Genomic DNA, 14,877 nt, shown 5'->3' on the forward strand with positions numbered 1-14,877 from the left:
TTCTTTAAAATCTCAATTTTGTTCATTTTGAAAACTAACTAATTGTGCGCGAGCATTTAATTTGAGTTGCTCTAGTTTAATGAGGAGCAACAAAAATTAAGTGTGTTTTAAGTGACATCAAAAAAAGATACCGATTTGCCCTCAACTGAGTCTATCTGAGTAAAGGCTGACTTTGAGGTAGGGTAACTGATACTTTTAAATTAAGCTCTTTTTGTTGACCTTGTTTAAGTATGAATTTTGTTTCTTGTCGTTCCATTACGGGTGTTGCGACATTACTCACATAATACTCACCTGCAGGTAAAATCAGTGTTACAGCTTCATCATTACTTGTTTCAAACTTTTTAATCAGATTTCGATTACTATCAAAAATATTAAACTGCTGTTTTACTCTACTTTCTTTGCATTGTGTTTTCTCTTTAGCATCAAGGTCAACGACATTTCCGGAACAAAAGACTCTAAAAGCAATCACCTTAAGGCTTGTTTCAGCAGGTGAAGCCGCAACCTGTATTTTTGACTCTTCCACTGCTTGTTCCAATTTAATGTTTTCATCTTGGCAAGCCGTTAGTAACACACTTGCCGCAAATAAAAAAAGGTATTTTTTCATTACGTTTTCCTTAACAATTGGCTCCGAAAAGCGACAGAGCCAATGACGTTAATAAATATATAGTTTAATTTTCTAATTTGACACCTGAATTTTCAGGCTGAATTAAAGCCTGAAAATTCAACTTAACCTATACGTTATCGTTTAAGCCTACGTGTAAATAACCCCGCAAGACCAATCATTAACATACCAAAGCCAAACCCGCCGCCACTGCTTTTCTTTTTGTTAACTGTCACGCTCACATTTTGGCTTGCAGTATCATTAACAGCCTGACCATCATCAGCTAATATGGTAAATGTTGCGCTACCATGCTGATCTTCAATTGAAGTTAAGCTTAAAGCACCTGTTTCAGAGTTAAATGAAACATTTACTAAAGTCGACGTTGTAGGGTAAATTGAATAACTTACAACTTGATCTTTTTCGTTCTCAGGTACTTCACTTGCAGTGACTGTAACATCACTCGCAGTTGAAAAGTCTTCTTCTAATGAAATACTTGCATTACTAACACTGAACTCAGGCGCATCATTTACTGATTTAACATTAAAAGTGAAACGACCTTTTGTTGTATTATGCTCAGTACCATTACTACCACGTAAATAAACTTCATCAGCGCCATAATAGTTAGCTTCTGGAGTATATTTAACATTATCTAATTCAGCTAAGGTAATATGCTGTGCTTTTTCAAGAGCAACATCAGCCAATGTTAATGTACCATGCATAGGGAGTGATTCAATATACATATGTGTTACAGCTTCTGAGTCAGCAATATCATCGCTAACTAATGCTTGTGTTAATGAGAAAGCACTATCTTCATTAACTTCTAGCATGTGATCTTTCAGTTGAACTTGAGGTAATTTACCAAGCTGTACTCTGAATACACCACGACCATGGGTAAACGCATACAATTGATTATCAACAATTGTTAAATGTTCAGTCATTACATTTGCAAAGTCTGTGTTTTCTACAACCCAGTTATCACCACCATCAAATGATACAAATAAACCTAAATCAGTACCAACATAAAGTCTTTTACTATCAGATGGGTCTACCACAATTGAATGAACCGGAATATCTGGAATACCATTCATTTGGGCTAAATTATCGATTGCTTTCCAGCTAATACCACCATTTTCAGATTTCCAAATATGATTAACACCAAAAGTAGAGTAAGTCGCATATGCTATTTGACTATTATTGGGGTCAAATGCAATTGAAGAAACATTACCTTGGACTGGTTGTGCTGGATGCCATTGTGTAGCCTCTGCAGCTGAACTCGCTTCTTGGCTACGAACAATATAACCACGAGAAGTACCCACTAGTACATGGTCAGAGTCACCTGTAGCGATGCCAAATGCAGTAATACTACTGCCCTCAGGCATAGCCGATGAAGCACGAGTCCACTTTTGTCCTCTATCATCTGTACGCCAAATATAATTACCGCCTGTCCATAAACGCTCAGGTTTATTTACATCTAAAATATGTGGTGCAATAAATCTAAAGCCAGCATCTTCACCTTGAACACTTGCTTCATTCCAAGTTTGACCTGAGTCATAGCTCACTTGTAGTGAATTATAAACATATGAAGAATAAATAATATCTGAATTAGTTGGATCTATTGAAGTATAACCACCATCACCGCCACGAATTTCAGCCCAAACTTGACCATTTGTTTCGGTACCCATTTGAGTACCATTATCTTGTGCACCAGCAGCATATTTACTGCCATCACTAGCTACACCACCATGATAAAACTGCGTTACAGCATAACCATTATTCATGTTTTCAAACTTGATATATTCTTCTTGTGCATAACCTATTGAGTTATCGTCATTCCAAGTTGAATACATTAGATGACACATATCAGACACAACAGCAAAAACATTACCTTGTGCATCTAATGTGCGTTGAACCCCACCATCATTACCTATATACATGGTTTTATTGGTTGTACCATCATAATCAGGGTGGAATGCAATAACATGGTTATCGGCATGAACATAACGTTCATCATCAGGATCTAACCACCACTGACTTGCAATACCAAAGTTTTTACCGCCATTATCTGAACGAAGTACATCAACACCACCAACCCACACTCTTTCAGCATCACTAGGGTCAACAGCTAAGGTTAAATCATACCAACCTTGACCGGTTCCAATAGCATTACCCCCTCCCCAACATTGTTCATTTATTACACCATCAGCATAGGTATATCCTAACATACTACGTGCAATAGGTGCTTCTTCAGGCCTAGAATCTCGACTAACCTGAGTTGTCCATGTTTCACCACCATCCATTGAACGGAATAATGAGTGCAATGCACTTGTTTTATCATCTACCACTAAAGCATAAACAGAATCTTGATTAGAAGGTGATAATGCAACTTCAATTCGACCAAAGTCTTCATTACCTTCAATAAGAGAGTCAATGGTCACATTCCAAGTTGCACCTGCATCCTTAGAAATAAGTACCTTGCTAGGCGCAGTGTGATTACCACAAGCTGCAACTAAGTAATCAACATCTTTATCAGTTCTCAATTCAATATCTAAACAACCAACTGGGAAGATGCGATCGCCTGCTTCAACTGAAAAATCAGCAGCGTCAATTAGTTTAGTCCAATCTGTTCCTGCATTTTCAGTTTTAAATAAACCACCATTACTCGCTACATACATAGTCTTCGGATTATTATGACTAACGGCAATACGGTAAATGAAATGGAAGTCTGAATTATTAACGGTCGATTTGATTGAATCCCAAGAAATACCAGCATCTGAAGATACAAAAATACCATTACCACGCATAATACCTGTATAACGGAAACCTTCACCTGTACCGGCATAAATAACATCTGGATTACCAGGCTCAAAATTAAGCGTTGTAACAGCTAAGTGTGTCATTAAATCATCAAGAGGCTGCCAGTTTTCACCTGCATCAGTTGTTTTCCATACACCACCAGCAACACCTGCTGTATACATCATATCTGGTGTATCAGGGTGGAATAAAATAGCTCTAGTACGACCGCCAACATTACCTGGACCTAGCTCCTCCCAACGATCTACATTATCGTTTGCAGCAACACTTGAGCGATAAAGACCATTTTCTTGCGGTAATACAAAAGATTGCGCAGCTAAATCATAATGAGGTTGCTTTTGCATAAGCAAACGCGCTGTATCATATTTTTCTACAGGTAAAGTTTTCATGCCTATTGGCATACGCTTTGAATTAAAAAATTCAGCGGCTTCATTTGGCTTACTGTATTTTGTTTTATTTATACGTTTTCTTTCAAGCTTATCCTGGAACTTTTGAGGTAACTGTAATTGATTAGATACTGATTCATTTGATTGATATAAATAACCACCAAGTGCAACAATTACACCCGTTGCAACCAATGATTTAGACATGAAACTTCCCATAATTTTCCCTTTGTATCATTTTATTGTTTTGTCGTTTTAGCGTTTTTATTTATGTGTACTTTGTATATTGACTAACAAAGTGGAAGCATTTGTATCTTTTTTTTGTTAATAAGGTCAATTAAATAAGGTAAACATTGTAAACGGTTGTAAAGATTAATTTAATTAAAGGTAAGCTAAATATTACTTAAAAATCATATAAGAGTATGATTTTTTTAATTTAAAGTTAATAATATTCATTATTCATTTGATACAATTGTTAAAGCGAGGATAATATACGCAAAATTAAAACAAGCTGTATAATGCGTATCTATTCTTAGGTTTAAACCTGTATTAAAGAAGTTGTTTTTAAATATGATCCTTTTTCCTGCTTATATATTCCTTGCCAGTTCTATCATTGAGCCTCAAGATTTAAAACTCATTGAACGCATTCAAGTAAATGCAAATAGAAATTTACTTCACTCTCAAACATTAAGTTCAGGGAGAACAGATTTAGTTTTTTCTGATGAAAAATTAAGCTTAAATCGCAGTATTAGTGATTGGTTAGTGCAAATACCAGGGCTTAGTCTTAACGGCCAAGGAGGCTTAATGCAAAGTTATAGCTTAAGAGGTTTAAGTCGCTCAAGGATCAGAACTGAAGTTGATGGTATTCCTATTATTACAGACCGAAGAGCAGGAAATTCAATCTCTTTTATACCACCAGAGCTGTTTTCCAGTGTATCTGTTCAAAAAGGCCCAAGCTCAACAATATTTGGCTCTGAAGCCATGGGTGGCGTGATAGCTTTATCAACTATCACACCTGAAAGCCTAAACCTGTCAATAAATCAGCAAACGAATGGCGATCAAACAAGCTTAGCCATGAGCTATGGCAGTGAAAAAATTAAAACAGGTTTAGTTTACCGAAATTCTGAAAATAGTTTGGCTGCTAACAATAAAGAACTAAATACTCAGTTCAAACAAACAGCTGGTTTAATTAAGTATCAGGATAGCCTTAATAAATATGATTTCATACTCAGCTTTTTGGCCAGTAATACGCAAGATATAGGAAAAAGCAGTGAACTTTTCCCTGATAAACGTATTACGGTTTACCCTGAAGAGTTTCATAGTCTAAGCCAATTCCAATTAAGCTATCAAAAAGACTGGCTCATAAAGTTTTACCATCACTACCAAAATTGGGACAGTGAAGTAAAACGTATTAATTCCAGAACAAACTTAACCGCATATCAGGCAAATACTTTAGGTAGTTTATTCTACCAATCGCATCAGTTTCTAAGCGGCGAAGGAAGAATGGGCGTTGAGTGGGTTGCAAGACGTGGTGTCAATATTTCAGAGCAAGAGCTTGACCAAAACAGTCACCTTAATTTCTCTCATACGCTGTTAGATGGTAAACAGGATAACATTGGTTTTTTTATTGATGATCATTGGCAAGTTGATCAAGTTAATTTAATGGCTGCAATCCGATATGATACGATTTCTCAAAAAAATACATACCAGAAATCTACCCGTCATGGGGATAAATTAAATACGAGTTTTGCTGCCACTTGGCAGATATCTGATACGCTAAAGCTACACAGTGAATATGGTACAGGATTTCGTTTTCCGACCTTATCTGAATTATATTTTAACGGTGAAACACCTAGAGGCTCAACTTTAGGTAATACACACCTAGCACCTGAAACAAGTAAAGGTGCTTCTCTAGATTTATACTATCAAAACGATATCAGTAAGCTGACTTTAAGTGGTTATGTGCAAAATTTAGATAACTACATTGAAAGGTACCGCATAAATAGTGACTTACGAAGTTATAGGAATATAGAGCAAGCTAAAATTCATGGCATAGAGTTAAGTTATGAGTTTCAATTGAACGATTATTTATCTCATCAACTCAGTTACCAATGGCAGCAAGGTGAAAATAAAAATAATGAAACCTTATCAGATTTAAACCCATCACAATGGCATTTTCGCAGTACATTAGCATTAGATAACGCGAGTTTTCATAACCACTTTAGTTATCGAGAAACTTACTCTGATTTTGGTGATGGTGAAGAGCAGCTTAACAGCGCTTTTATTTGGAATCTAAAATGGCAATACCAGTTAGACTCACATTTAGACTTAAGTATTTATACTAATAATTTACTTGATAAACTCTATTATGGCTCAGCTGATGAGGATGCAGATTTTCAACCAGGAAGAACAATAGGCATTGAATTAAAGTATCAATTTTAGTCATTGCTTTTTCAAATAATTTAACCGAAGTTACTTATGCTGAAGTAACTTCAAACCATAATTTATCGTTTTATCTAAATGTGCTTTAAACAATTTATAACATATCTCACGAAACCATTTATGCTCAGGATCTAGGTTATTTTTAGCGTGCCAAAGTATATAATATTGATGTGCTTTGATATCTATCGGCAAAGGTTTTATTTGCAAATCATAATGATGCGAAAAATCAGCAGCGATATGCAAAGGAGTCGTTAAAATAGCATCAGTTTGTTGTAATAAAGCCATTGCAGATTGAAAAAAAGGCACTGACGCAAATATTTTTCTTTTTTGGTTGATCAAAGATAATGCATCATCTACAGGACTGTCTTTATCTCCTCCTCCACTTATTACAATATGTTGTGAATTGACATAATCTTTAACAGATAGTGCTTTTAATGCTTTTGGGTGTGACCTTTTCATTACCATGACTAATTGATCTTCAGCCATTTTTTTACCGTATAAATTTTCTGGTATTGAATCTGCAATAGTTGAGACTAAATCAAGCGGTCTGTCAGATAATTCAAATAACCAACTCTTTTGCCAAAGTTGATACTCAATACTGATCTCTGCTGCAACGTTAAGCATTTCGCTGCAAATATCAGGTAATAAAAACTGTGAAACATAGTCACTTGAAGCAAGTGAAAACTGGCGCTTACACTGGGTAATATCGAGCTCTTTTGGTAAATATAAGTTATCCAAAGTTTGTAATAAGCTTGGTAACTTATCTTTTAACTCTTGTGCTTTTTGAGTTAAAACAAACTGATTCGCTTCTCGAATCAAAATAGGATCATGAAATGATTCGCGTATTTGCAGTAATGTTTTACTCATTGCTGATTGCGTTACATTTAATGCTTTTGCTGATTCAGTTAAATTACGTGTTTGCAGTAATGAAATAAGAGCAGGTAATAATTTATAATTGTTCAAATGAAAGCCTTAAAGCTTGGAAGTAACTCACTCAAAATAAATTAAGTGAGTTTAATAATTAATAAATCACAATTTTTTATTGATAACTTCATCCAATGAATACTTTCCAGGGCCTTGAATTAATAGACTCATCACACCCGCCATCAGTAATAATTGAAATTCATAACCGCCTTTACCAAACATGCCTGCATCTAAATGTACAAAACTGATAGCCACTAACATCACGATAACTAGGCTACCAGCAGCTGCGCGTGTTAATAACCCTACAATCAATAATGCTCCGCCTAAGGTTTCTGATAAACCTGCTGCAACGGCTAGTAAATAGCTAGGTTCTAACCCCATGCTCGCTAACCAACCAGCAAAACCATCTGGATTACCTTCACCAAATAACTTACCCCAGCCATGCCCTATAAATATAATGCCTAAAACAAGTCTTAATATAAATGGCGCTAAAGCATGGTTATTATTATTTAAAAGTATTTTCAATAAATTTTTCATTTCATTACCTAGTTTTAATATGTATTTAAGGACTATTACAAGAGCACTATTTTAGATACTCTATAAGCATGAATTAAAATTTCTTTTTAGACTTTATAGTATGAAATAAATTCACAGTCAAATTTTTTAATAAAAATTCAAAACTATCAATAAATTGAATTTAGTTCTAGAAACACACTTCAAATTAGAATAAATTGCACAAGTAGCTTGAACAAAAAATTATAAATTTTTTTAGCAAGTCTACTGCAATCATTCCCACATAAATGACATGACAAATTTAAGTAGTAAGCATTTTATAATACCGTTAGGGTGATTTTTAGAAGCTATTATGATCACATTACGACCATATATAAAAGTGAAGAAAAACTTATTGAGATATGAACAACAATACACTGTCATTTTCCAGTTTTAAAAACCTTATTATAAGGTACAGCACCCTATATCTTTCTCTATATTTGAAATTAGGCCATTAACAATAAACAACTCTATAAAAATATCTATATTACGTGCATGAAAACCAACTTCAAACTCATTCGGACTTGATAGCGTTAGGCTGTAAATATAAAAGTGCTCTTTAAAGTTATTCATTGTGATTTCAGGTATATCTTCAGCAGCTTTTTTTTGAAACCGATTGTCTATGTATTTCCACAATAAATCAGGAGCGTTGATGTAGCGAATAAGTGCCTGAACACTCTTCTGGTTTGGTCCTTGTTCATCACCATAGATACAACAAAAATTTAAATCTAATCCATTAGTTAAGTCTTCAGGTCGTTCATTTAGCTCCCAAGCCTTTTCTTCAAAATTGAAGGTCGCTTTACCTACTCCCCTAATGATAATTTCAATAGGTGATTTTCTAAATATTTTTTTAATCAAACCGAACAATTAAAACTCCTTTGTAAAAGCTGTAGTGTTCAGCTAAATAATGTGGACTAAACCGTCTAGGCTTTGCTAGAAACTTTAATTCCTACACAATGCACATAAGTTGTATTAGTCTCGACTTCTTTTAGAGTTATCTAAAATAAAATCGATTCAACTAATAGAGGCAGTTCTTTTTCTAATTTTTCAGAAGGCAGTACAAAGTCAGCACCTAAAAGCTCAGCTATCTTTAAAAAAGAATCAGGTTCAACCTCACCAAGAGCGCCACTATAAGCAATAATCGGCGTATCGTCATCAGCCTTAAAAGTTTTTATTTCTTCATACCCCATAACATTTGGCATGTTTAAATTTAATACGACTAAATCTAATTTATTTTCGTCAATTAAACCCACATTGTTAACATTATGATTTACAAGTGTGAAACTCAAATCACACGATACCTTTTTAGTTAAGTTATTTGAGATTGAACTTCGTTCGATTTCATTATTTTCTATCAATAATATATGATACATATTCACCTCGCTAATTTATTGATACTACTAAAACAATCTTTTAAATCTCGACTTTCATTAACACACTAACACGATATGAATTCAGGATAACTTCTGTTTATTCCATTTTCTTTGGCTAAATAAAATGCTTTATCAGCATTATTTATGAATGTATTCACATCACAGACATTAAAACCTTCTGCAGCACTAATGCCTGCACTAATCGTCATGACATCAGAAAAACCTTTAGAGTGCGCTAAGTTTAAATTTTTAACTGCACATATCACTTTATCCGCTATTACAGACGCCCCTTTCAATTCGGTATTGGGTAATACTATAACGAATTCCTCCCCACCATATCGAAGTACCAAATCTAAAGGTCTTCTTAGGTTATCATTCAGCTCTTTTGCTATCGCTTTTAATGTATCATCGCCTTTTAAATGCCCGTATGTATCCTTGTACTCTTTAAAGTAATCAATATCGATCATAATCATTGATGATGCTTGTTTAAAACGAGAGTATTGCTTTAATAATCTGACTATTTCAATATTAAAAAATTTACGATTGTAAATTTTTGTTAGCCCATCAATAAAAGAGTCTCTCTTTAAAGCATCCGTTTGTAATTTATACCTAAGATGGGTTTTTACTCGATTGATTAGCGTTTTAGGAACTATAGGTTTACCTACAAAATCTATCGCACCTGCATCCCAGCATAACTCTTGATGTGTTTCATTCGTATTAGCGGTAACAAATATAATGGGAATTTCTGATAAAGAGGGCATTGATTGAATTTTTTTACAGGCATCAAGTCCAGGTATTCTTCCTAACATCCAGTTCATTAATATTAAATCAGGCTCAGCAGATTCAACAGTATAAATCTCACACACTTCATGTAGGCAACGTGCGATAACTTCCCTAACAGATAAAGAACCATCGACAACTAAAACCTTACAGCCATTTAATTTTTTAATATTCCTAAACATAAACTAAATCCATCCTTGTCGATCAGTTTAATAATCAGCTAAAATTTTTTATGTAAACAATATTACTTCATTATGATTAAATTATAGCCTATTAAACTCAAGATACTTAATACAACATCATTAATACAAAAATGGTAGCCTGAGGCCATTCAAAAAAACGTCACTGATTTGCATTATACTTCTATTTACTTTCCCTCTATAAACCGTAACAGTTCTCAGTTATTTTGATTTATTCTAATACTTTCTTCATTTAGGGAAGAGTGTGTAAAATAATCAGTTTTCCTACTTAATAAGTCAAACATAACGCTCTAATAGAGTCGCATTGGTACAAAGCGTGCGCCACGACTCATTCATGTGACTTCCTTACAACATAAAACTAAATAAAAGTGTAATTAAGCGATTTTTTAATATTGAACAACTAATTAATACTGCAGTAAAAATGAAGTAGTACTTAAAAATCAGTGCTCTTTTCCATTTTGTAAAAAATTTATCGCACTTTCAATTTGATCAAAATACATCTTGTGTTATCCGAGTTATCCTAGGGTTTAATTCAATGTTCAGTTATACGTGAACAGTGCTTTGAATTTTAAAATACACTGCCTGTTTGATTATCTGACTATGCTTGGTTATTTTTCACCAAAATATCATGCTATTTAAGCGATATCCGTTACGAATTTTGCTCATGGTTTGGCTATCATTTATATTAGCCATAATGAAAGTAAAAGATAATGAATTTATTCAATACCTTTACATCTGATAATAATCAAACATCACAAATCTTAGTTCTCGTAAATGATTGTAAATCAACTGCATGAATTCAATATCATTTAGCACTAACAACTTGTTCTTTAACAAAATTAGTTTCATCGACAATAGCTGGACTTTACTTCTATTTCCCTATAGTTTAATTGGCTTTAAATAAGGCAAGGGAATAATCCAATGATAAAAAAAGCACTTGCGTGTGCTGTATTTATAGCACTTTCTGGCTGTGGAAATACAGTCTCTCAAAACCATGAACTTAATACTCAAAAAGAAGCCTCAACTCAAGCTAATGCTATTCAATATCCAAAAACAAAAAAAGGCAAAGTAGTCGATACTTATTTTGATACTCAGGTAGCAGACCCATATCGCTGGCTTGAAAACGACATGAGTGCTGAAACAGCAAGCTGGGTAAAAGCGCAAAATAAACTGACCTTTGATTATCTTTCACAAATTCCTTATCGCGATAAATTAAAAGCGAGTCTTAAAAAATTAATGGATTATGAAAAAGTAGGCGCACCTTTTAAAGAAGGTGACTATACCTATTTTTATAAAAATGATGGTCTACAAAATCAATATGTTGTGTATCGCCAAAAAGGAAAAGGTAAAGTTGAGGTTTTCTTAGACCCAAATACATTTAGTGAAGATGGTACAACCTCACTTGCAGGACTTAGCTTCTCTAAAGACGGTTCTCTTGCTGCATACCAAATTTCAGAAGGTGGTAGCGACTGGCGTAAAGTCATTATTTTAGATGTCAAAACAAAAAAACAAATAGAAGAGACCTTAGTCGATGTCAAATTTAGTGGTATTTCTTGGTTAGGTAATGAAGGCTTCTATTATTCAAGTTACGATAAGCCTAAAGGCAGTGAGCTAAGTGCCAAAACGGATCAACACAAACTCTACTTCCACAAATTAGGCACACCACAAAAAGACGATGTTTTAGCTTTTGGTGGCGTCGATAGTGAAAAGCATCGCTATGTTGACGGAACAGTTACCGAAGATAATAACTACTTATTAGTTTCAGCCTCTGTATCAACATCAGGTAACAAGTTATTTATTAAAGATTTAAATAAAAAAGACAGCCCACTAGTCTCTATTTTAGATCATACAGACTCTGATACATATATATTAGATAATGACGGTAGCAAATTATATTTAGTAACCAACTTAAATACTCCTAATAAAAAAGTAATTACTGTTGATGCGTCAAAACCAACTCCTGAAAACTGGGTTGATTTAATCCCTGAAACCGAAAATGTACTCAGTGTTTCAACTGGTGGTGGCTATATTTTTGCTAAATATATGGTTGATGCTATTTCAAAAGTAAAACAACTAGATAAAAATGGTAAATTAATACGTGAAATTGAATTACCAGGTGTAGGCACTGCACGTGGATTTAAAGGTAAAACTGACGATGAAACCTTATATTATTCATTCACTAACTATAAAACACCGGGTACAACTTTTGCTTTAGATGTGACTAAAGGCGAAAGTGATATATACCGTAAGTCTAGTGCTAAGTTTGACAGCAGCCTATATGAATCTAATCAAGTATTTTATACCTCTAAAGATGGCACTAAAATACCCATGATCATTACGCATAAAAAAGGGATAAAACTCGATGGCTCTAACCCTACAATTCTTTATGCTTATGGTGGTTTTAATGTCAGCTTAACTCCAAGATTTAGCCCTACACGTGCAGCTTGGATGGAACAAGGCGGCATATATGCTGTTGCAAATTTACGGGGTGGCGGTGAATACGGTAAAAAATGGCATAAAGCGGGAACTCAGTTACAAAAGCAAAATGTATTTGATGACTTTATAGCGGCAGCTGAATTTTTAATTGATGAAAAATACACATCAACATCTAAACTCGCTGTAAATGGTGGCTCTAATGGTGGTTTATTAGTGGGTGCCGTGATGACACAACGTCCAGAGTTATTTAGTGTTGCATTACCCGCAGTTGGCGTACTCGATATGTTGCGTTATCATACATTTACATCCGGGGCGGGTTGGGCATATGACTATGGTACAGCCGATCAAAGTAAAGAAATGTTTAACTATTTAAAAGCTTATTCACCTGTTCATAATGTTAAAGAAGGGGTGAAATATCCAGCAACTATGGTTACAACGGGTGATCACGATGACAGAGTTGTACCCGCGCATTCATTTAAGTTTGCAGCTCAATTACAAGCAAAGCAAGCTGGTAATAATCCAACTCTTATCCGTATTGAGACAAATGCAGGCCATGGTGCAGGCACACCAACAAGTAAAATTATAGAGCAATATGCCGATATATATGGTTTCACTTTATATAATATGGGCATTAAAAATCTCTAAAAATGATTGTTATAAAACAATTTTATAATTTAATTAGATAACCAAAAGCCAAGATTCAAATCTTGGCTTTTTTTTACTAAAAAGAAGCTCTTTTCTACTTCTGTCGCAAAAATAATGCATATTCCTACTATTGATATTGAGTCGGGAAATACCAAAAAGATAAAATAATGTAATTTGGCTGCTTAGTTCGAAAAATGAGTATTAGTCTCGGTTTACTAAACGAACAAAAACACTCATTAACGCCCATAATCACTATCGGAGAATATTCACTTTTACCCTCTGAAGATATTAAACTATGGCGTAAAAACAAAAAATAAGATTAGTTTTTATATCGATAAAGCGATAGCCTTTTTTTAGGCTGCGTTTTATTTTACTCATAAGCTTGCCCATTGTTGTTTTAACCCAATAAAATGAACAATACCAATAGATAAACAAATAGCAGAACTCCAAATCCAAAACTCAGGCGAACGCCCCATAGGTGAGCTTATTAAAAAGAAACCTGCGATCCCACGAGCAAAATAAATTAGAGTTATTAATACAAGCGCTAATCGAGTTAATGGAAGTTTAAAAATAATACCAGCAGCAGAAAATGCATACATTGCCCAAATAGAAAGCACAAGAAAAATGCCGCTCGTTATTATAGTTGGTTGAATACTGCCTTGCTCAGAAAGCAACGCCATTTGCTCTCCAGCACCAAAGAAACGATACCAAGATGCTCCAAAATAAATGCAACCTAAATGTAAAATTGCAGCAATGGCACTCAACGCACCTGCAGCGATTAAAAAGATATTCATACTTATATGGAACCTCAGTGTAACCTAGTACCCGCATAAAATACGGATAATGCTTGGTTATATTAGCTAAAAATGAACGTAAACCAAATGTATGACGCCAGATTTAATACGTTATTAAATACGATTCATTGATGCACGTATTTACCCTGCTTATCAACAAATACCATACCACTCGTGGTATACCGTTGACCATTCAACCAGGCTTGAGTAGTAAATATAATCAAATCGCCATTATCATCAGTACGTTGCCATTTGGATGGAAAAGTTACAATACGGTTGTATTTTTCTTTGGATGTAACTCCCAACTTACCAACATTTTTATTTTCAATAAGGCTTACATCCGTAGAAGTATTATTAACTATAACAAAACAAGTTGACCGTTTAGCTTGATTGCAAAAAGCGAATGCATTTTTGTCTACTCGCCATAAAATCTCATCAGCGCAAGAAGAGATAGTGAATAAAAATGCTACGACTAATATTATTAATTTATACATCACACCTAACGAATTATATGGACTCCCCATCTAATTGATAATTGTGCCATATTGAAAGAAGAACATTCAATTAAGGGAGGGTTTATATGCCTTTAATTTAAGTAGTTGGCATACATTCTTTAAAATTAAGGCCGCTAAATTAGTTTTCAGTATCTATGCTGCTGATGAACATCACAAGTGTAACTTACGTAGAACAATTAATCGAGATAAGCTACTAGTAGAAAATTACTCAACTACAAACTGTATTATTACTTTGTAAATCAGCTCTGACGCTCACTGCTGGACGAAAGGTTTTTATAAACTTGGACACGATGTTCATATCATGGCTCCTAAATTTTTATACTTTAATCGTCAAAATGAAAAATAATGCCAATGATGCCGAGTTGATTTGTTAACCGCTTAAAAAAACAAAAACACATTTTGTCAGAATTAAAAGTAAAGA

General features: G+C 34.3%; 11 protein-coding genes. 2 read left to right on the plus strand and 9 right to left on the minus strand.

Going from position 1 to position 14,877, the window contains the following annotated elements; translation table 11 throughout:
* Positions 1-151: 151 nt before the first annotated feature.
* Both BM088_RS14225 and BM088_RS14230 read right to left on the minus strand, forming a co-directional pair.
* Entirely contained in the window at positions 152-604 is a 453-nt protein-coding gene (locus tag BM088_RS14225; protein WP_091985215.1) for a hypothetical protein, read from the minus strand.
* A 134-nt stretch (positions 605-738) separates the two neighbouring features.
* Positions 739-4,002, minus strand: a complete 3,264-nt coding sequence (locus BM088_RS14230; RefSeq protein ID WP_143085081.1) for a hypothetical protein — start codon at positions 4,000-4,002, stop codon at positions 739-741.
* A 363-nt stretch (positions 4,003-4,365) separates the two neighbouring features.
* Here BM088_RS14230 and BM088_RS14235 point away from each other — a divergent pair, with 363 nt between their 5' ends.
* Positions 4,366-6,237 carry a TonB-dependent receptor domain-containing protein gene (locus BM088_RS14235; RefSeq protein ID WP_091985223.1) on the plus strand — a complete coding sequence of 624 codons (1,872 nt, stop codon included), beginning with the start codon at positions 4,366-4,368 and terminating at the stop codon, positions 6,235-6,237.
* Positions 6,238-6,267: 30 nt separating this feature from the next.
* Here the strand turns inward: BM088_RS14235 and BM088_RS14240 are convergent, their stop codons facing one another.
* The 5 genes from BM088_RS14240 to BM088_RS14260 all read right to left on the minus strand — a co-directional run bounded on the left by BM088_RS14240 (position 6,268) and on the right by BM088_RS14260 (position 10,048).
* Positions 6,268-7,200 carry a LysR family transcriptional regulator gene (locus BM088_RS14240; RefSeq protein WP_091985233.1) on the minus strand — a complete coding sequence of 311 codons (933 nt, stop codon included), beginning with the start codon at positions 7,198-7,200 and terminating at the stop codon, positions 6,268-6,270.
* A gap of 66 nt (positions 7,201-7,266) precedes the next feature.
* Complete coding sequence (locus BM088_RS14245; RefSeq protein ID WP_091985236.1) at positions 7,267-7,698, minus strand: DoxX family protein; 432 nt, start codon at positions 7,696-7,698, stop codon at positions 7,267-7,269.
* A gap of 420 nt (positions 7,699-8,118) precedes the next feature.
* Entirely contained in the window at positions 8,119-8,580 is a 462-nt protein-coding gene (locus BM088_RS14250) for a hypothetical protein (RefSeq protein ID WP_091985240.1), read from the minus strand.
* Positions 8,581-8,711: 131 nt separating this feature from the next.
* Positions 8,712-9,086, minus strand: a complete 375-nt coding sequence (locus BM088_RS14255) for a response regulator (protein WP_091985243.1) — start codon at positions 9,084-9,086, stop codon at positions 8,712-8,714.
* 65 nt (positions 9,087-9,151) lie between these two features.
* The gene (locus BM088_RS14260; protein ID WP_091985247.1) at positions 9,152-10,048 is read right to left on the minus strand and encodes a GGDEF domain-containing response regulator; all 897 of its coding nucleotides are present in this window, start codon (positions 10,046-10,048) and stop codon (positions 9,152-9,154) included.
* A 939-nt stretch (positions 10,049-10,987) separates the two neighbouring features.
* Between BM088_RS14260 and BM088_RS14265 the strand changes: the two genes are divergently transcribed.
* Positions 10,988-13,147, plus strand: coding sequence for a prolyl oligopeptidase family serine peptidase (locus BM088_RS14265; protein ID WP_091985251.1), 2,160 nt, complete (start codon positions 10,988-10,990; stop codon positions 13,145-13,147).
* Positions 13,148-13,521: 374 nt separating this feature from the next.
* On the opposite strand, the gene BM088_RS14270 is transcribed toward BM088_RS14265, so the two are convergent.
* A complete protein-coding gene (locus BM088_RS14270) occupies positions 13,522-13,941 on the minus strand; it encodes a hypothetical protein (protein WP_091985254.1) in 420 nt (139 codons plus the stop codon).
* 125 nt (positions 13,942-14,066) lie between these two features.
* Positions 14,067-14,435: a hypothetical protein gene (locus BM088_RS14275; protein ID WP_143085082.1), complete on the minus strand. Its 369-nt coding sequence runs from the start codon at positions 14,433-14,435 to the stop codon at positions 14,067-14,069.
* Between the last annotated feature and the right edge of the window lie 442 nt (positions 14,436-14,877).

It is taken from the genome of Pseudoalteromonas denitrificans DSM 6059 (genome assembly GCF_900112265.1).
GTDB lineage: Bacteria > Pseudomonadota > Gammaproteobacteria > Enterobacterales > Alteromonadaceae > Pseudoalteromonas > Pseudoalteromonas denitrificans.

What these genes read in the sequence shown, in the direction of transcription:
- BM088_RS14275 (WP_143085082.1), bottom strand. Translation starts at nt 14,435, where the DNA reads ATGTATAAATTAATAATATTAGTCGTAGCATTTTTATTCACTATCTCT.
- BM088_RS14225 (WP_091985215.1), bottom strand. Translation starts at nt 604, where the DNA reads ATGAAAAAATACCTTTTTTTATTTGCGGCAAGTGTGTTACTAACGGCT.
- BM088_RS14245 (WP_091985236.1), bottom strand. Translation starts at nt 7,698, where the DNA reads ATGAAAAATTTATTGAAAATACTTTTAAATAATAATAACCATGCTTTA.
- BM088_RS14230 (WP_143085081.1), bottom strand. Translation starts at nt 4,002, where the DNA reads ATGTCTAAATCATTGGTTGCAACGGGTGTAATTGTTGCACTTGGTGGT.
- BM088_RS14235 (WP_091985223.1), top strand. Translation starts at nt 4,366, where the DNA reads ATGATCCTTTTTCCTGCTTATATATTCCTTGCCAGTTCTATCATTGAG.
- BM088_RS14255 (WP_091985243.1), bottom strand. Translation starts at nt 9,086, where the DNA reads ATGTATCATATATTATTGATAGAAAATAATGAAATCGAACGAAGTTCA.
- BM088_RS14270 (WP_091985254.1), bottom strand. Translation starts at nt 13,941, where the DNA reads ATGAATATCTTTTTAATCGCTGCAGGTGCGTTGAGTGCCATTGCTGCA.
- BM088_RS14265 (WP_091985251.1), top strand. Translation starts at nt 10,988, where the DNA reads ATGATAAAAAAAGCACTTGCGTGTGCTGTATTTATAGCACTTTCTGGC.
- BM088_RS14260 (WP_091985247.1), bottom strand. Translation starts at nt 10,048, where the DNA reads ATGTTTAGGAATATTAAAAAATTAAATGGCTGTAAGGTTTTAGTTGTC.